Source organism: Streptomyces sp. 1331.2 (assembly GCF_900199205.1).
Taxonomy (GTDB): domain Bacteria; phylum Actinomycetota; class Actinomycetes; order Streptomycetales; family Streptomycetaceae; genus Kitasatospora.
On sequence record NZ_OBMJ01000001.1, the window covers coordinates 3,719,815 to 3,736,799 of the forward strand.

15 protein-coding genes and 2 tRNA genes are annotated in these 16,985 nt (G+C 73.8%); 7 read left to right on the top strand and 10 right to left on the bottom strand.

Features of this window, described 5'->3' with window-relative positions; all coding sequences use genetic code 11:
* Positions 1-4: 4 nt before the first annotated feature.
* Both CRP52_RS15715 and CRP52_RS15720 read right to left on the bottom strand, forming a co-directional pair.
* Complete coding sequence (locus CRP52_RS15715) at positions 5-829, bottom strand: BRO-N domain-containing protein (RefSeq protein WP_097236971.1); 825 nt, start codon at positions 827-829, stop codon at positions 5-7.
* Positions 830-989: 160 nt separating this feature from the next.
* Positions 990-1,811, bottom strand: a complete 822-nt coding sequence (locus CRP52_RS15720) for a maleylpyruvate isomerase family mycothiol-dependent enzyme (protein ID WP_097236972.1) — start codon at positions 1,809-1,811, stop codon at positions 990-992.
* A 175-nt stretch (positions 1,812-1,986) separates the two neighbouring features.
* Here CRP52_RS15720 and CRP52_RS15725 point away from each other — a divergent pair, with 175 nt between their 5' ends.
* From CRP52_RS15725 to CRP52_RS15735, 3 genes are all read left to right on the top strand, one after another.
* The gene (locus CRP52_RS15725) at positions 1,987-2,784 is read left to right on the top strand and encodes a carbon-nitrogen family hydrolase (protein WP_097236973.1); all 798 of its coding nucleotides are present in this window, start codon (positions 1,987-1,989) and stop codon (positions 2,782-2,784) included.
* A gap of 137 nt (positions 2,785-2,921) precedes the next feature.
* A complete protein-coding gene (locus CRP52_RS40500; protein ID WP_179852808.1) occupies positions 2,922-4,013 on the top strand; it encodes a GntR family transcriptional regulator in 1,092 nt (363 codons plus the stop codon).
* A 120-nt stretch (positions 4,014-4,133) separates the two neighbouring features.
* The gene (locus CRP52_RS15735) at positions 4,134-4,781 is read left to right on the top strand and encodes a hypothetical protein (protein ID WP_097236974.1); all 648 of its coding nucleotides are present in this window, start codon (positions 4,134-4,136) and stop codon (positions 4,779-4,781) included.
* 26 nt (positions 4,782-4,807) lie between these two features.
* On the opposite strand, the gene CRP52_RS15740 is transcribed toward CRP52_RS15735, so the two are convergent.
* The gene (locus tag CRP52_RS15740; protein ID WP_257032511.1) at positions 4,808-5,593 is read right to left on the bottom strand and encodes an SLATT domain-containing protein; all 786 of its coding nucleotides are present in this window, start codon (positions 5,591-5,593) and stop codon (positions 4,808-4,810) included.
* Between the two features lie 367 nt (positions 5,594-5,960).
* Here CRP52_RS15740 and purD point away from each other — a divergent pair, with 367 nt between their 5' ends.
* The 4 genes from purD (at position 5,961) to CRP52_RS15760 (ending at position 12,098) form a co-directional block, all read left to right on the top strand.
* Positions 5,961-7,208 (top strand): phosphoribosylamine--glycine ligase, encoded by a 1,248-nt coding sequence (gene purD, locus CRP52_RS15745; protein ID WP_097236976.1) that lies wholly within the window; start codon positions 5,961-5,963, stop codon positions 7,206-7,208.
* Between the two features lie 537 nt (positions 7,209-7,745).
* Complete coding sequence (locus CRP52_RS15750) at positions 7,746-9,329, top strand: hypothetical protein (protein WP_097236977.1); 1,584 nt, start codon at positions 7,746-7,748, stop codon at positions 9,327-9,329.
* Between the two features lie 241 nt (positions 9,330-9,570).
* Positions 9,571-11,109 carry a N,N-dimethylformamidase beta subunit family domain-containing protein gene (locus CRP52_RS15755; protein WP_097240114.1) on the top strand — a complete coding sequence of 513 codons (1,539 nt, stop codon included), beginning with the start codon at positions 9,571-9,573 and terminating at the stop codon, positions 11,107-11,109.
* Positions 11,110-11,198: 89 nt separating this feature from the next.
* Positions 11,199-12,098: a phosphoribosylaminoimidazolesuccinocarboxamide synthase gene (locus CRP52_RS15760; protein ID WP_097236978.1), complete on the top strand. Its 900-nt coding sequence runs from the start codon at positions 11,199-11,201 to the stop codon at positions 12,096-12,098.
* A 24-nt stretch (positions 12,099-12,122) separates the two neighbouring features.
* Here CRP52_RS15760 and CRP52_RS15765 read toward each other — a convergent pair whose 3' ends face one another.
* From CRP52_RS15765 to CRP52_RS15795, 7 genes are all read right to left on the bottom strand, one after another.
* Positions 12,123-12,749 (bottom strand): response regulator transcription factor, encoded by a 627-nt coding sequence (locus CRP52_RS15765; protein WP_097236979.1) that lies wholly within the window; start codon positions 12,747-12,749, stop codon positions 12,123-12,125.
* A complete protein-coding gene (locus CRP52_RS15770) occupies positions 12,746-14,032 on the bottom strand; it encodes a sensor histidine kinase (protein WP_257032512.1) in 1,287 nt (428 codons plus the stop codon). The genes CRP52_RS15765 and CRP52_RS15770 overlap by 4 nt, the downstream gene beginning before the upstream one ends.
* Before the next feature lie 77 nt (positions 14,033-14,109).
* Positions 14,110-14,967 (bottom strand): ABC transporter permease, encoded by an 858-nt coding sequence (locus CRP52_RS15775; protein ID WP_097236980.1) that lies wholly within the window; start codon positions 14,965-14,967, stop codon positions 14,110-14,112.
* Positions 14,964-15,980 carry an ABC transporter ATP-binding protein gene (locus CRP52_RS15780; protein WP_097236981.1) on the bottom strand — a complete coding sequence of 339 codons (1,017 nt, stop codon included), beginning with the start codon at positions 15,978-15,980 and terminating at the stop codon, positions 14,964-14,966. Before CRP52_RS15780 ends, CRP52_RS15775 begins: the two co-directional genes overlap by 4 nt.
* 176 nt (positions 15,981-16,156) lie before the next feature.
* Positions 16,157-16,229: transfer RNA gene (locus CRP52_RS15785), tRNA-Gly, on the bottom strand.
* A 39-nt stretch (positions 16,230-16,268) separates the two neighbouring features.
* A tRNA-Gly gene (locus tag CRP52_RS15790) sits at positions 16,269-16,341 on the bottom strand.
* A gap of 149 nt (positions 16,342-16,490) precedes the next feature.
* Positions 16,491-16,808, bottom strand: coding sequence for a histone-like nucleoid-structuring protein Lsr2 (locus CRP52_RS15795; protein ID WP_030056585.1), 318 nt, complete (start codon positions 16,806-16,808; stop codon positions 16,491-16,493).
* Positions 16,809-16,985: the final 177 nt, after the last annotated feature.

Consider the following 16,985-nt stretch of genomic DNA (forward strand, 5'->3'; position numbering starts at 1 on the left):
GGCATCAGCGGCCGTACTCCCGCATGAAGGCGGCCATCTGCAGCGGTGTCCCGAAGAGCCGGGCGCCGTGCAGTTCCGCGTACATCGGTCCGTGCTCCGGAATGGGCTCGGTACTGGGGGCGTGCTGCGCTTCGCGGCGCAGGCGCATCAGGTCCACCAGCTTCAGCTTCGGGCAGCCGGGGACGACCCGGCTGCCCCGGATGCCGACCCGCTCGTCGCTCGGGCAGGCGAAGTACGGGCCGAACGGTGGTCCGCTGTCCTCCTCCCGGCTCGGCAGGTAGAGGATCATTTCCCCGTGCCGGCAGTGGACCGTCCCATCCGAGTGGACGGTCAGGCCGGGCCAGTCCTCGTGGTCGATCTCCGCGACGATCTGCACCTGCTGCCCGATCGCCTCGGCCAGGGTCTCCGCCATCCGCCGCTGCTGGGTCGGGACGTCGGTGTCGCCGCGGCGGATGGAGGGGAGGAGGTCGCGGGTGACCCATTCCTGAAAGGGTTGGGCGTTGGGTTTCGTCGACCTCATGATCAAGGTGTAGAGACCGCTCTCGCTCAGGACGCCAAGGATCGGGTTCCCCCGCACGTAGGGTTTCTGACCTGCGGAAACGTCATTACCCTCAGAATTTCTGAGGCTAATCGAGCGCAGGTTGACCGTCCGCACGTCCACGGGATTCACGATCTTGAGGGCTTCGCTCGGGTTGCCTCGTCCGAGGATCCGGCACACGTCCGCCGTGACGAACCACGGCACCCCGTCGATCATCACGACCCTGATCGGCTGACCCGTGACCGGGAAGCTCGACCGGACCAGCACCATCGATTTCTCTTCGTCGTCCATAGGGACGTCCTCCTCCTCTTCCGGGTGATGGCAGGACTGCCCGGAACAACGAGGCCGAACAGGTGAGGTGACTGGTGCTGGGTTGACGCATGGGTGCACGAGTGGTGCCGACCCGGCGCGCACTCGTTCGTGCACGCCGGGTGGTGCGCGCCCGGGGACGTCAGATGGTGACGGCGAAGTTGGCGAGCACCCGTTCGGCCAGTTCCTGGTCGCCCTCGGCGGTCACCGGGCCGGGACGGCCGCGGCCGCAGGCGAGCCGGAGGTACGTCTCCCAGTCCATGGTGAGCTGGACGTCGGGGGCCAGGCTGATCGACTCGTCCACGGTGCCGTGGCCGGTGGCGTCGACCCGGACGGTGCGCAGGAACTCGACCGGCCCGGTGACGTCCAGCACCAGGGTCGTCCCGGCCGGGGCGCCGGCCTTGTTGGCGACGGCCTTGGGCAGCAGCTCCAGCAGCAGGTCCCGGGCGATCAGGGCGGCCGGGGCGTCGAGGTTGCCGGGGATGCCCAGGGCGCGACGCAGGTCCTGCTCGTGCGCCCAGACGTCGAAGGCCCGCATCCGCAGCAGCTGGTGGTACGGGACGTCCCTGGCGAGCGGACCGCCCGGCCAGCGCACCGGCTCCTCGGGCGTCTGCTTGGCGTTCCGCAGCGCGCGGGAGCGGCGGATGATCGTGTACTCCAGCTCGCTGGTCATCTCCAGCGCGGTGTGGCAGCGGCGCTTGTCGACGGGCAGTTCGACGTAGCGGGCGAACTCGCTGGCCACGTGGCGCAGGTCACGCGGCAGCGAGTGGATCGGGCGGGGGTCGCCGAGCAGTTCGGACTCGACGGCGATGACGTGCGAGACGACGTCCCGGACGGACCAGCCGGGGCACTCGGTGGCCCGGTTCCAGGAGTCCTCGGGGAGGGGGGCGACCAGCTCCGATATGGACTCGATGCTCTGGGTCCACGCCTCGGTGTAAGCCTGCACGGTCTGGTTGTCCGTCACGGGAATTCTCCGGCCCTCCGTCAGCTTCCTTGCCCGTTCGCGCCCTGCCGTCACGGCCGGCCGGGATGGTCCGGCTTCCGGGCGCGCACGCTAACCGCACGTTACGCTGCCGGGAGACAGCTGGGCAGCGCTTTCGGGTGACGATCGTAGGACTCTTGCCGTGGACGGTGGTACTGTGCGCGCTTCATTGATCCAACTCGCGGTTTCCGACGCCGAGCCGCCCGCCGAACGGCGGGCCAGGGCGGCGGCGTTGGTACGGGCGCAGCAGGGCGCCGACCTGGTGGTGCTGCCGGAGCTGTGGCCGCTCGGCGGTTTCGCGTACGACCTCTGGTCGGACGGCGCGGAGACGCTGGACGGGCCCACCTCGGACGCGATGGCGGCCGCCGCCCGGGCCGCCGGGGTCTGGCTGCACGCGGGGTCGATCGTCGAGCGGGATCCGGACGGGCCGATCTACAACACGTCGATGCTGTTCGCCCCGGACGGCGAGCTGGTGCACACCTACCGCAAGATCCACCGCTTCGGCTTCGACAGCGGTGAGGCGGTGGTGATGGGCGCCGGCCAGGAGATCGTCACCGCGCCGACCGACTTCGCCACGCTGGGCCTGGCCACCTGCTACGACCTGCGCTTCCCGGAGCTGTTCCGGGCGCTGCTGGACGCCGGCGCGCAGCTGCTGGTGGTCCCGGCGGCCTGGCCGGCCAGGCGGCGGGAGCACTGGACGCTGCTGGCCCGGGCGCGGGCGGTGGAGGAGCAGGCGTTCGTGCTGGCCTGCAACACCGCCGGGACGCACGCCGGGGTGGAGCAGGCCGGGCACAGCGTCGTGGTGGACCCGTGGGGCAGGGTGCTGGCCGAGGCGGGGATGACGGAGGAGGTGCTGACGGTCGAGTTCGACCCGGCCGAGGTGGCCAGGGCACGCGAGGAATTCCCGGTGCTGCGGGACCGCCTGCTGGGGATTCCGGCACCGGTCCAGCGCTAGGGACAAGCCCTGGGTGCATCGACCACGGAGGGTTGGTTCGTACCTGGCGCGCACGGGTTTGAGAAGATGAGCACTCGTCGTGTTCCCGCCGGTCCGTGAGGACCGGCCCGGTCGGCCCGCCCGAGGAGGTCGCGCCCATGCCTGGCGACGGTGCAGGCCCCACCCCGCGCCCCGTCATCCACCGCAACAGCCTGCGCGAGCAGATCGCCGGCGCGCTGCGCGAGGAGATGATGGCCGGCCGACTCGAAGCCGGCCGCAACTTCACCGTCAAGGAGATCGCCGAGCTGTACGGCGTCTCCGCGACCCCGGCCCGGGAGGCGCTGGTCGACCTCGGCGCCCAGGGCCTGCTGCGGACCGAGCACCACCGCGGCTTCACCGTGCCCGAGCTGTGCTGGGACGACTTCCTGGAGATCTTCGAGTCCCGGGTGCTGCTCACGGACAGCTTCCACCGCCAGTTCACCACCCGCCGGGCGCTGCCCGACCTCAGCCGGCTGCCCTCGCTGCACCGCCGGGCCGACGCGGCGGTCCGGGCCGCCCGGGCCGGGAACCTGGACGTGATGGTGGGCTGCGACCGCCGCTTCTGGCAGGAGGTCGCCGGGCTGCTCGGCAACCGCCGGATCGCCGACTACCTGGACTGGCTGCGGGTGCAGTCCTGGATGTTCGCCGCCCCCTACCTGCGGGAGGTGTCCACCCTGGCCGGGGTCTGCTGGGACCGCCACCTGGACCTGGTCGGGGCGATCGAGGCGCACGACCTGGCCGGCGCGCACCGGATCATCTGCGAGTACAACCTGTACACGGCCCGGCTGTTGGCGGGGCTGGCCGGGCAGCCGCTGGAGTCGGTGACGGTCCTGGGCCTGCTCACCGAGACGACCGGGACGCCCGGAATGGCCGGGACGGCCGAGGCGACCGGGACGGCGGAGGCGACCGGGGCGCAACAGCCGCCGGCCGCCGAACCCGCCCCGGAGCCTTCGCCCGGGCCCGCGACGTCAGCCACGTCGGAGCCCGAGACCTCGTCCGGGCCGGAGCCCGTGCCCGGTGCGACCGGTGCCGGGCGGGCCCGGCGGGGCGACGAGGTCGGCCGTGAGCTGGGTCGTGAGCTGGGGCTGGGCCTCGGCCTGGTGCCGCAGCCCCGCTCGCTGTCGTACGGCCGGTTCGGCCGCCGGCTGCCCGAACCCGCCCCCGAGGCTCCGCGGGGACGGCCCGACCCGCACGCCGCCCCGGGCCGGTAGGGTGGCGGGCGTCGAACCGGGCGCCCGCGAAAGGGCCGTCCGGGTACCGACCCCCCGCCCCCTGTCGTCGCCCCGCCCCCCGGCGGGCGATCCCCGCCGCCCGGAGAGGAACTGCCGGCCATGGCCTGCGACCTCTGGCTCGTCCCGCTGGTGGACGTGCTGAGCCACAGTCCCGACAACCCCTTCCGGGACGACCTCGCGCTCTACAACGCGGTGTTGACCTCACACGGGCTGCCCCAGGTGCCGGTCTACGAGTACGTCCCGGGCATCAGCGGGGCGGTCGAGCCGATAGCCGCCTTCGACTACGACTCGCTGCACTTCCTGCGCCGCGCCTACCTGTTGGGCCTCACCGGCCTGGACATCACCCCGGTCGACGCGCTCGGCGGCGACTACGAGCAGTTGCTGGAGATGTTCGAGAGCAGCGCCGAACAGTCGCACCTGGTCTGGCACTTCGACCACGCCGGGGCGTACGTGCCGGTCGAGTTCCAGGTGCCGCTGGTGGACGACGCGCTGCTCGCCTCCGGCGGCCCGCTCGGCTCCAGCCACGGGCTGCTGCGCGAACTCCAGGCGGTGGCACCGGCCCTGGGCATCGACCCGCTCAACCCCCCGGACCCGACCCGGCCGCTCGGCCCGACCGGGCTGGAGCAGCCGTTCGGGCCGCCGATCGACGACGTGCACCCCTTCGCCCGCGAGCGGCACGCCTGGTCGGGCCTGTACGCGGCGGCCGCCAGGAGCGTCACCCAGGGGTCGATGATCGTCTTCGCCTGAGCCAGGACGGTCCCCACCGCGGCGCCCTACCGCAGCGGCCCCTCCGGCGGCCGCTGGCGCGGCATCGTGGGCCGGGTGCCCGGCGGCGGCAGCACCCGCACCTGGGCGCCCACCCCCGGTTCGGAGCGCCCGCCCCAGCTGCCGGGGGCCTGGGTGGGCAGCTGGGTCATCGAGGCGCGGAACTCCAGCATCCACTCCGCGGTCTCGGTGCGGACCATGTCCGAGATGTCCTCGCAGAACCGGCGCAGCACGCCCAGGCAGCGCTCGGCGGCCTCGCCCGCGGTGCCCTCGGTCGGGCCGAGCACCTCGCGCACGCACTCCGACGCCCAGTCGAACTGGAAGGCCTCCAGCCGGCGTTGCAGCGCCTGGCCGGTGGAGACGTCCCGCATCCAGCCGGAGGTCAGGCCGAAGGCCCGGTCGGCGCCGTGGCAGGCGGCGGCGAGGGCCAGGCCGACGTAGCCCCAGCCGGTGCCGTGCGCGAAGCTGCCGGCCAGGTCGACCAGCGGGGCGGTCACCCCGGCGACCGCGAAGCCGGCCGTGCCGAACCGCAGCAGGCGCGCCCAGCGGCGCTTCCAGACCCGGTCCCGGCGGTACCACTCGATGGCTTCGACCGCCCGCTCCTCGGACCAGCGGTAGAGCTCCTCCAGTCGCTCGGCGGGCTCGCCCCAGTCCCCGAGCGGGAACTGGCGGGTGCTCAGATCGTTCCGGCGGTGGGTGGCGGCCCGCCGGACGACGGCGGTGGCCGGCGGGTCCTCCTCGCCGATCTCCTTGCCCCAGGCACTCTCCTCGGGCTGCATTTCCGGCTGGCTCACCTGTGGGGCTCCCTGTGGCGGGCGGGCGGCTGGTTCTGGCGGCGCATCGACTGACGTGACGTCTGCCGGTGGTTGTCCAACAGCACTTCTTACCGCCAAATGGCTGACCATGGGGGAGCTTCCCGGTTGATCGTTACGGGTTCGGGCCCCTGGAACCCGAGGTGAGCGGGTTGCGGGGGTCGGCGGGATTTCACTCGTCCGAGCGAGGGCCCGGTGACCCGTGGTCGTGACTCGGGCACCCAGCGTCCACCGGACCCCTCCGGGCTTGGAGGATCCTCCGGCATCGTCGGCGTACGGAGCTGTTCTCCTGGAGGATCAGACGGGACCGGAGGGCGGCCCGAACCGGCCACCGACTACGCTGCCAGGCGTGAAGGTCCTCGTCATCGGCGGCGGCGCCCGCGAACACGCCCTGTGCCGCTCTCTGTCCCAAGATCCCGCCGTGACCGAGCTGCACTGTGCCCCGGGCAATGCCGGGATCGCACAGGTGGCGACGGTCCACCCGGTCGACCAGCTGGACGGTGCGCAGGTCACCGCGCTGGCCCGGCGCCTCGACGCCGCCCTGGTGGTGGTCGGCCCGGAGGCCCCGCTGGTGGCCGGCGTCGCCGACGCCGTGCGCGCGGCCGGCATCCCGGTGTTCGGCCCCTCCGCGGCCGCCGCACGGCTGGAGGGCTCCAAGGCCTTCGCCAAGGACGTGATGGCCGGGGCCGGCGTCCCCACCGCCCGCTCCTACGTCTGCACCACCGCCGCCGAGGCCGCCGAGGCGCTGGACGCCTTCGGCGCCCCGTACGTGGTCAAGGACGACGGGCTGGCCGCCGGCAAGGGCGTCGTGGTCACCTCCGACCGCGAGGCCGCGCTGGCCCACGCCGCCTCCTGCGAGCGCGTGGTCATCGAGGAGTACCTGGACGGCCCCGAGGTCTCGCTGTTCGCGATCACCGACGGCACCACGGTCGTCCCGCTGCAGCCCGCGCAGGACTTCAAGCGCGCGCTGGACGGTGACGAGGGCCCCAACACCGGCGGCATGGGTGCCTACTCGCCGCTGCCCTGGGCGCCCGCCGGGCTGGTCGAGGAGGTCCAGGAGACCGTTCTGCAGCCGACCGTGGACGAGCTGCGCCGCCGCGGCACCGAGTTCTCCGGCCTGCTCTACGCGGGCCTCGCGCTCACCTCGCGCGGCACCCGGGTGATCGAGTTCAACGCCCGCTTCGGCGACCCGGAGACCCAGGTCGTGCTGGCCCGGCTGCGCACCCCGCTGGCCGGCGTGCTGCTGGCCGCCGCCACCGGCACTCTGGGCCAGCTGGAGCCGCTGCGCTGGGATGAGGGCGCGGCCGTCACCGTGGTCGTCGCCTCCGAGGGCTACCCGGCCGCGCCGCGCACCGGTGACCCGATCGAGGGACTGGCCGAGGCCGAGGCGGACGGCACCGCGTTCGTGCTGCACGCCGGGACGAAGGCCGGCGCGGACGGCGAGGTGCTGAGCGCCGGCGGCCGCGTGCTGTCGGTCACCGCGACCGGCGCCGACCTGGCCGAGGCGCGCGAGCGTGCGTACGCCGCCGTGGACCGGATCAGCCTCAAGGGCGGTCAGCACCGCACCGACATCGCGCTGAAGGCGGCCACCGCGTAGGGAAGTTAGGCCGTACCGAGGCCGCTCGGAGGGCGCTGCGGACCGTGGGAACCAACCCCCATGGACGCAGCGCCCGCGGCGTTTCGGGGCTGGAGTAGCTCCGGGGACGGGCGAACCGTTCGGCCGTCGTATTCCAGCCCATCGGGTGACAGCACCCGCATCCGGCTGACGCAACCGGCCGCCCGGCCTTATGGTGCGCTGGATCGCAGCGCGCGGGGCCCGCGCGCCGGGGTCGCCGCCGGGTAGCGGCGCCTCCGCGGGGGGATGCTGGACGGCGTCCGGCCGGGTGGTCGCCCGGGTGCTTCGCACCGGACCGGTCGCGGGCGTCCGGAATCCGGGCGGCGTCACCGGGACGAGTGGAAACCGGGGCGATCCGGAACGACCACCCGGACCGGGGCGTCGAAAATGTCAGTAGCGCCACGCAGCATGCACTACCGGGTTCGGACGCCTCCGCTTCCCGGTCGGAACTGATCGTTTCGAGTCGGCTCAGGGCCCGTTTCCGGGCGCCCGAGGGCTCCGAAGGGGGTGCCGCACCGTATGGCCGCTGTCGACACCGCACGCGCTCATGCCCAGGCGGTCCTGCGGGTCCGGGGCCGCGCGCTGGCCGCCGCCGTCCTGCCCGCCGCCGTGGCGGTGGTCCTGCTCGCAGGCCGGTTCACCGGCCGGATCGGCGCGCCCGGCGCCGCCGACGCCGCCGGCTGGGACGCCGCCCGCTGGGCGGTCTGCGCGGTCGCCGCGCTGACCGTGCTGATCGCCGGAGTGACCGCCCGCGCCCTGCGGCGGGCCGAGCCGCCCAGGACCCCGGCCGTCCCGCTGGACCGCGCCGAGGCCCCCGAGCTGTACCGGCTGATCGACGAACTGGCCGACCGCCTGGACGTCCCCGCACCCTCCGCCGTCGCCCTCACCCCGGACTGCGACAGCTGGCTGGAGGACGTCCCGCCGACGCGCCGGCCGGGCCGGCTGCAGCCGCACTCCGAGCCGCCGGCCCCGGTACTGGTGATCGGCTCGCCCTTCCTCTGGTGGATGCGGTCCGGCGAGCTGCGGGCCCTGCTCGCCCCCGTGGTGGCCGGCACCGCGGCCTCCGCCGACCCGGAGATCGCCGCCGCCCGCCGCTTCCTGCGCAGCCTGGACGCCTGTCTGGACTCCGGCGCGGGCGCGGCCCCCGGCCTCGGCGGCGGCACCCTGGCCGCCCCGCCCCGGCCGCCCCGGCGCGGTCCGGCCGGCCTCGCCGACCGGGTCAGCCGCCGGATCACCCGCCGGCTGCTCGGCGCCTGCCGCGGCCACTCCGCCGAGCTGGAGCGCTCCGTCGCGGGCTGGGCCTCCGAGCAGGCCAGGACGGTCGACTACGGTCTGCGGATCGCCGCCCAGGAGCAGGTCGGCCTCGCCTACGCGGGCTGGGACCGGCTGCTCACCCGGGTCGCGCTGCCCGCCTGGCGGCTCGGCCGCCACCCCGTCCACCTCAACGCCGGCGTGGTCGCCGCGCTCACCGAGCTGTCCCGCCGTGACCGGCTGGCCGACGGCTACGGCACCCGGCTCGGCGACCGCCCCGCCTGTGACCTGCTGGAGGAGCCCGGCACCGTCGACCGGGCGGTCTCCCGGCTCGCCGCCGAGCTGTTCTTCGGCCGCCCGGCGGCCGGCTCCTGGCACGAGCTGGAGTGGGCCGACTACCCGGCCGAGGTGGTGGACGCCGGCTGGCGGGCGGGCGCCGCCACCCTGCAGTCCGCCCTGGACCGGCTCGCCCCGCAGTCCCGCCCCGGCTCCCCGACCCTCACCCGGCTGCTGGTCCGGCTCGCCGAGGGCGACGGCGAGCAGCTGGCCGCCACCCTCGCCGCCCAGCTGGCCCGCACCACCGCCCCGGCCCCGCTGCTCGAACCCGACCGCACCGGCCGCGACCTGCTGGTCGACCACGTCACCGCGATGGTCTGCTGCGCGGCCGTGGACAGCGCCGGCGGCGCCCCCGGCCTGGACTGGCTGGACGGCCCGGTGCTGCTGCTCGGCGGGGTCCGCCGCACCGACCTGGCCGGCCCGGTGGCCCAGGCCGTCGAGCAGGGCCAGGACGGCCCGCTGCGCGCCTGGCTGGACGCCGCCGACGTCCGTCTGGAGAAACCCGTCCGCCTGTGACCGGCGGGACGGCGCTCGACACCGGCGTACGCGCCCCCGGACGATTCGCCCGCCGGTCGTCGTCGCAGGCCGGAGGCCGTCCCCGGGAGGCACGCCAGATTCCCCGCACCAATTGCCACCGGAGGGTGACGGAGCACCAGCACTCTGTGGTGTATTGGACCGCACGCACATCCGGGGGGCACGTGCCAACCGGGCCTCGGGAGGCGGGCGAGGAGTCACGGAAGTGCACCTGGAGGGGCGCGTGGGCACCGAACTCAACCGCCGCTGGGAGTCCGGAACGCACGCCTACAGCGTCTCCGACCCCTTCGGCCAGGGCCCGCTGCCCTGGCTGCGCAGCCCGGACCAGTACCTGGCCGGCGCGGAGGGCGCCGTCCCCTGGTACGTCTCGGTGGACGCGCCCGGCCAGCAGCCGCTGACCGCCGGTGCCCGCCCCAAGCCGCCGGTCGGCACCCCGCAGAGCTCCAACGACGTGGACCAGCAGATCAAGGGCTTCGCCTCGGCCGGAGTGGTCCGCCCCGGCGGCTCGGTGGACTTCCGGGTCACCGTCAACCCGCCCCGCGAGTTCACCGTGGACGTCTACCGGATCGGCCACTACGGCGGCGACGGCGCCCACAAGATGACGTCCAGCCCGAGCATCGCCGGCCTCGCCCAGCCCGCCCCGCTGGTGGTCGACCGGACGGTCTCCTGCCACCACTGGTGGCACTCCTGGCGGCTGCAGGTCCCGGTGCACTGGAAGCCCGGCGCGTACGTCGCCGTGCTGACCACCGTGGACATGCTGCACCGCAGCCACATCCCGTTCACCGTCCGGGACTTCGACGACCAGGGGCACACCGCCGAGCTGCTCCTGGTGCTCCCGGACGTGACCTGGCAGGCGTACAACCTGTTCCCCGAGGACGGCCGCACCGGCGCCAGCCTCTACCACGCCTGGGACGGCCGGGGCGGCCTGGTCGGCGAACCGGAGGCGGCCGTCACCGTCTCCTTCGACCGCCCGCACGCCACCGCCGGGCTGCCGCTGCACGTCGGCCACGCGTACGACTTCATCCGCTGGGCCGAGCGCTACGGCTACGACCTCTCCTACGCCACCGCCACCGACCTGCACGCCGGCCTGGTCGATCCGTCCCGGCACCGGGCGCTGGTCTTCCCCGGCCACGACGAGTACTGGTCCGAGCCGATGCGCCGGGCCGCCGAGCGGGCCAGGGACGGCGGCACCTCGCTGGTGTTCCTCTCCGCCAACACCATGTACTGGCGGGTCGAGCTGACCGCCGCCGCCTCCGGCGAGCCCAACCGGCTGCTCAACTGCCGCAAGCGGCAGAAGGTGGGCCCCGGCAGCCCGGCCGCGGGCGCGGCCGGCGCGGCCAGCGCGCTGTGGCGGGACGCCGGCGAGCCCGAGCAGCACCTGCTCGGCGTGCAGTACTCGGGCCGGGTCGCCGCGCCCGTCCCGCTGGTCGCGCGGCACACCGCGCACTGGCTCTGGGACGGCACCGGCCTGCAGGAGGGCGACGAGCTGCCCGGCCTGGTCGCCGGCGAGGCCGACCGCTACTACCCCAAGGTCGCGCTGCCCGAGCACACCGAGCGGGTGCTGCTGGCGCACTCGCCGTACCGGGACCTGGCCGGGCGCACCCGCTACCAGGAGACCTCGCTGTACCGGGCGCCCAGCGGCGCGTACGTCTTCGCGGCCGGCACCTTCGCCTGGTCGCCCGCACTGGGCCGCCCCGGCCTGACCGACGAACGGATCCAGCGGGCCACCGCCAACCTCCTCGACCGGCTCTGCAAGAACTAGGGTTCGCGGGTCGTGAAAGACTGCGGGGGCAGTGACCTCCCCTTTCGCCGTGCCCCACGCCCGCGAACGACCCCTGAGGACTGAACACCTTGAGCGGATTTGTCACCAAGCCCGAGCCGGTCCAGGTACCCGGCCTGGTCCACCTGCACACCGGCAAGGTGCGCGACCTCTACCGCAACGAGTCGGGCGAGCTGGTCATGGTGGCCAGCGACCGGATGTCCGCCCACGACTGGGTGCTGCCGAACGAGATCCCCGACAAGGGCCGGGTCCTCACCCAGCTGTCGCTGTGGTGGTTCGAGCGGATCGCCGACATCGTCCCCAACCACGTGATCTCCACCGAGGTCCCGGCCGGCGCCCCCGCCGACTGGAAGGGCCGCACGCTGATCTGCAAGAGCCTGGACATGATCCCGGTCGAGGCGGTCGCCCGCGGCTACCTGGCCGGCTCCGGCCTGGCCGAGTACCAGGAGAGCCGCACGGTCTGCGGCATCGCCCTGCCCGAGGGCCTGGAGAACAGCTCCGAGCTGCCCGCCCCGATCTACACCCCGGCCCTCAAGGCCGAGGTCGGCGAGCACGACGAGAACGTCTCGTACGAGGAGACCGCACGCCGGATCGGTGCCGAGCCGGCCGCCCGGCTGCGCCGCACCACGCTGGACGTGTACGCCCGCGCCCGGGACATCGCCCGCGAGCGCGGCATCATCCTGGCCGACACCAAGTTCGAGTTCGGCCTGCTGGACGGCGAGCTGGTGATCGGCGACGAGGTGCTCACCCCGGACTCCTCCCGCTACTGGCCGGCCGACCAGTGGCAGCCGGGCCGCTCGCAGCCGTCCTTCGACAAGCAGCTGATCCGCGACTGGCTGGTCTCCCCGGCCTCCGGCTGGGACCGCTACAGCGAGCAGCCGCCGCCGGAGCTGCCCGCCGAGCTGGTCGAGCAGACCCGGGCCAAGTACATCGAGGTCTACGAGCTGCTGACCGGCACCACCTGGCAGTGATCCCGCGTCGCCCGCGGGCAGGGCTCAGATCCAGCCGTGCTCGCGGGCGATCCGCACCGCCGCGTGCCGGTTCTCCGCGCCCAGCTTGGTGGCCGCCGAGGACAGGTAGTTGCGGACGGTGCCCTGGGAGAGCGAGGCCCGCTCGGCGATCTCGGCGATCGAGGTGCCGTCGGCGGCCAGCTCCAGGACGTCCGTCTCGCGCGGGGTCAGCGGGGTCTCCCCGGCGCTGATCGCGTCCGCCGCCAGCTCCGGGTCCACGTACCGGCCGCCGGACCGTACGGTGCGGATGATGCCGGCCAGGTCCGCCGCCGAGACGGTCTTGGGCAGGAAGCCGCGCACCCCGACCTCCAGCGCCCGCTTCAGGTAGCCGGGGCGGCCGTGGCCGGTGACGATCATGCAGCGGCAGTCCGGCAGCAGCAGCCGCAGCCCGGCGGCCACCTCGATGCCGTCCTTTCCGGGCATCTGCAGGTCCAGCACCGCGACGTCCGGCCGGTGCGACTGCGCCATCGCCAGCGCCTCCGGCCCGGAACCGGCCTGGGCGACCACCTCGATGTCGTCCTCCAGCGAGAGCAGCGCGGCCAGCGCGCCCCGGATCAGGTGCTCGTCGTCGGCGAGCAGGACGCGGACGGGCGCGGTCTCGGTCTCGGTCATCGCGGGGCCTCTCCGGGGTGCAGCGGGACGGTGGCGAGCATCCGGAAGGTGCCCGCCTCGGCGGCCGGGACGGTCAGCTCCCCGTCGTGGGCGGCGAGCCGTTCGCGCAGGCCGCGCAGCCCGGTGCCGCTGCCCTGGGAGGGGAGCGGTACGGCGGGCACCCCGTCATTCTCCAGCTCCAGCACCGCCCGTCCGCCCTCCTGCCGCAGCCGGATCAGGCAGCGGCCGGCCTCGCTGTGCCGCAGCACGTTGGTGGTGGCCTCGCGGATCACCCAGCCGAACACCGACTGCACCGGCGGCGGCAGTTCGTCGACGCGCTCGCCGAGGTCGATCTCGCAGACGACGTCGGCGGAGCGCAGCACCGCCCGGGCACCGATCGCCTCGGCGTGCAGGTCGGCGGTGCGGTAGCCGCGGATGACGTCCCGGACCTCGCGCTGCGACTCCTGGGCGATCCGCTGCACCTCGGCCATCTGCTCGGCGGCCTCCGGGCGCCCGCGGCGGGCGAGCTGCACGGCGAGTTCGCTCTTCAGCGCGATGGTGGTGAGGTTGCGGCCCATCACGTCGTGCAGGTCGCGGGAGAAGCGCAGCCGTTCCTCGGCGACGGCCAGCCGGGACTGCGCCTCGCGGGCGCCGTCGAGCTCCCAGATCACCGAGACCAGCCAGGCGAAGCTGCGGCAGCTCCCCCCGACGAAGGCCATGCTGACCGCCACGGCGATCAGGAAGCCGCAGGCCATGGCGAGGTCGAGCCCGGCTGCCAGGGCGGCGGCGCCGACCGCCAGCAGCATGCCCAGCCCGGTGAGGGCGGCCCGGCCGGGGGTCAGGCCCACGCAGGCCGGGCCGAAGGAGAAGACCAGCAGGTAACCGACGACCACCAGGGTGAAGGGCGGCCCGGCCGGGTTCTCCGCCCCGCCGGCGGACGGCCCGAGCAGCAGGACCGCCCAGGAGCCCGCCACCGTGAGGCCGGCGGCGGTCGCGATCCACCGGGTGCGGCCGACGGGCCGCTTCAGGTACCGGTCGAGGGCGGTGCGGTAGGCCCGCAGCAGCACCAGGGTCGAGGCGAGTCCGACGAGCAGGGAGACCCGGATCGCGGAGATGGTGTGCTCGTCGGCGTCCTTGGCGGCGCTCCCGGCCGCGACCAGTACGCCCGGCAGCTGGAACAGTGCCATCAGGTAGAGCGACCAGCGCAGGTAGAACTCGGTGCGCCGGGGTTTGCTGAGGCGCTTCCAGCTCCGCAGCGGTGACCGCATTTCCATCTGTTCCGCCCCCAGTTCGACCACGATCATGCTTTCGACCATGATCCGCTGCTGCCTTCATATCAGAGGTCGAACGGGGGGCGTTCCTTCGGATTACGGACAGCTGCTCAACGACGGGGCTCCCAGCGGAAGTAGCGCACCGCGCCCCACACCGCCAGGCCCAGCCAGATCGCAGCGGTGACGACGTGCGGGGCGGCGGTGCCCCAGCTGCCGGCGAAGCCGGTCGCGGCGGCCGAGCCGTCGGTGCCGAACCAGCCGATGCGGATCAGCTGGAAGGCCGGGGTGGTCGGCAGCAGGCGGCAGACGTCGGCCAGCCGGTCGGGCATGACCTCCAGCGGGATGAACAGGCCGGAGCCGAGCTGGAGGACCAGCATGACCGGCAGGGTGGTGATGCCGGCGCTCTCCACGGTCTTGGTGAAGGCGCTGGACAGCGCGGCCAGGGCGATCATGGTGGCCAGGATCAGCACCAGGCCGAGGAGCATCAGCACCGGGTTGACCGGCACGGACAGGTGAAGTCCGACGCTGCCGCCGATCCCGATCAGGGCGGCCATCAGCAGGCCGAGCGTGAGCGAGGGGACGGCCGTGCCCAGCAGGATCTCGATGTCCCGGGCCTCGCCGGTGCGCAGCCGCTTGAGGACCAGCTCGCCGCGCCGGGCGACGTAGGCGGCGGTCAGGTTGTAGTAGACGACGAAGGCCAGCATCATCCCGACCGAGCCGTAGACCAGCAGCGAGTCGACGTCCAGCCCGGGGTTGTTCTCGGCCTGCTTGGCGAGCGTGCCGTGCAGGCTGGCGACCAGGAACAGCGGCAGCAGCAGGGCGGTGAACAGCGCCGTGCGGTTGCGCAGCAGCAGGGTGGTCTCGGCGCGGCCGAGGGCGAGCAGCCGGCGGCCGGTCGTGCTCTGCGGGCCGGTGCTGCTCTGCGGGCCGGGGGCGGTGGCGGCGGTGCCGGGGGCGGCGGTGGTCATCGGGCGGATCCGATCAGGCGGCGGCGGGCGGGGCGGGTGGTGGGCGAGGGCGGGGTTTCCGCCGGCGGCGCCTGGTGGGCGGCCTCGGAGGCGATGGCGAGGAAGGCCTCCTCCAGCGAGGCGCTGCGGGCGTCCAGGGCGCCGAGCGCGACCTCGTGCCGGTGGGCCCAGTCGAGCAGTTCGTGGAGGGTCTGCTGGAGCGCGGTGGTCTGCACGGTGACCTTGCGGCCGTCGGCGGTGACCTCGGCCCGGGGCAGCAGCGGGAGCGGGGTCCCGGCGAAGGCGGGCAGCTCGAAGCTGATCCGGGACGGCCGTCCGGCGATCACCTCGGCGACGGTGCCGCTGGTGACGACCTGGCCGCCGTGCATGACGGCCAGCCGGTCGGCCAGTTCCTCGGCCTCCTCCAGGTAGTGCGTGGTGAGGAGGACGGTGGTGCCCTGGGCGCGCAGTTCGCGGACCAGCCGCCAGACGGCTGCGCGGGCCTCGGGGTCGAGGCCGGTGCTGGGCTCGTCCAGGAACAGCACCTCGGGACGGCCGAGCAGGGCCACCGCGAGGTCGAGCCGGCGCCGTTCGCCGCCGGAGAGCTGCTTGACCCGTACGTTGCGGCGGTGGGTGAGGCCGACCAGCTCCAGGGCCTCCTCGACCGGGCGGGCGCCGCTGGTCAGCCCGGCCCAGGCGCGGCCGGTCTCGGCGGCGGTGAGCTCACCGGGGAACCCGCCCTCCTGGAGCATGATGCCGATCCGCGGGCGGACGGCGTCGCGCTCCCGGTGGGGGTCGTGGCCGAACACCCGGACGGTGCCGCCGTCGGGGGCGGCCAGGCCCTCGATGAGTTCCATGGTGGAGGTCTTGCCGGCCCCGTTGGTGCCGAGCAGGGCGAACAGCTCACCGCGGCCGACGGTCAGGTCGACGCCGCGCACGGCGTGGTAGCCGGTAGCACCGCTGCCGTAGTGGCGGTGCAGGTCGGTGACCTCGATCACGGTGTCGCTGGGGCGGGAGGGCCGGCTCGTTTCCATGCCCCAAGCCTTTCGCCGCCCCGGCCGCGCGGGCAGTGCGCGCCGTCATGACCTCGCGGTGGGGATCCACGGGTCGGCGATGACAAATGTCATGGCTGCCGGGCTCCGGCCCAATTCGGAGGCCCCGGGCGGGAATGCCGAAGGGCCCCCTCGATCGAGGGGGCCCTTCGTTTCGGAGCGGACGACGAGATTCGAACTCGCGACCCTCACCTTGGCAAGGTGATGCTCTACCAACTGAGCCACGTCCGCAGGTCAAACTATTGAGTTGTGCTGTGCTCGCGCACTGCGAGCGGACGACGAGATTCGAACTCGCGACCCTCACCTTGGCAAGGTGATGCTCTACCAACTGAGCCACGTCCGCACGGTGCCTGGTGGGGCACCGGCCGCCTCTTCGGATCTCTCCGTTGCGGCGACGAGGAATACTCTACAGCATCGTTCGGGGTGGTCGCCCCACCCTTTCGTTCGGGCGGGCAGGGCGACCGGGGAGCGGGTGCTCCCGGGGGTCGAGGGTCAGTTCGCCTCGGCGAACGCCTCGTACACGTGCTTGGGGATGCGGCCGCGGGCCGGCAGTTCCATGCCGCGGGACAGGGCCCAGGCGCGGACGGCGGCCGGGTCCGGGGTGAGGGCGGTGCGGCGGAAGGACTTTCCGGTGCGGCTCTGGCGACGGCCGGCCGCGACGAACGGGGCGAGGGCCTCCCGCAGCTTTTCCGCGTTGTCCACGGACAGGTCGATCTCGTACGACTTCCCGTCGACGCCGAAGTGGACGGTTTCCGCGGCGGCGCCGCCGTCCAGGTCGTCGGAGAGCGTGACAACTACACGCTGAGCCATGGGTGTCAATCCTCTCGGGCAATTCGGCCGCCGGTCCGCGGGGTACGTCCGGGGCCTGCTGTGCACCAACTCGCGCAAGCGCATACGGGCAGGCCCGATGGCCCGCCTGATACGCAGCACTTGCCGCGACAGGTGGCCCTATTCTGCACCCGAAGGGGGTCGAAATCGAAGAGTCCC

What these genes read in the sequence shown, in the direction of transcription:
- CRP52_RS15715 (WP_097236971.1), bottom strand. Translation starts at nt 829, where the DNA reads ATGGACGACGAAGAGAAATCGATGGTGCTGGTCCGGTCGAGCTTCCCG.
- CRP52_RS40500 (WP_179852808.1), top strand. Translation starts at nt 2,922, where the DNA reads ATGCCTGGCGACGGTGCAGGCCCCACCCCGCGCCCCGTCATCCACCGC.
- CRP52_RS15735 (WP_097236974.1), top strand. Translation starts at nt 4,134, where the DNA reads ATGGCCTGCGACCTCTGGCTCGTCCCGCTGGTGGACGTGCTGAGCCAC.
- CRP52_RS15750 (WP_097236977.1), top strand. Translation starts at nt 7,746, where the DNA reads ATGGCCGCTGTCGACACCGCACGCGCTCATGCCCAGGCGGTCCTGCGG.
- CRP52_RS15765 (WP_097236979.1), bottom strand. Translation starts at nt 12,749, where the DNA reads ATGACCGAGACCGAGACCGCGCCCGTCCGCGTCCTGCTCGCCGACGAC.
- CRP52_RS15770 (WP_257032512.1), bottom strand. Translation starts at nt 14,032, where the DNA reads ATGATCGTGGTCGAACTGGGGGCGGAACAGATGGAAATGCGGTCACCG.
- CRP52_RS15775 (WP_097236980.1), bottom strand. Translation starts at nt 14,967, where the DNA reads ATGACCACCGCCGCCCCCGGCACCGCCGCCACCGCCCCCGGCCCGCAG.
- CRP52_RS15780 (WP_097236981.1), bottom strand. Translation starts at nt 15,980, where the DNA reads ATGGAAACGAGCCGGCCCTCCCGCCCCAGCGACACCGTGATCGAGGTC.
- CRP52_RS15795 (WP_030056585.1), bottom strand. Translation starts at nt 16,808, where the DNA reads ATGGCTCAGCGTGTAGTTGTCACGCTCTCCGACGACCTGGACGGCGGC.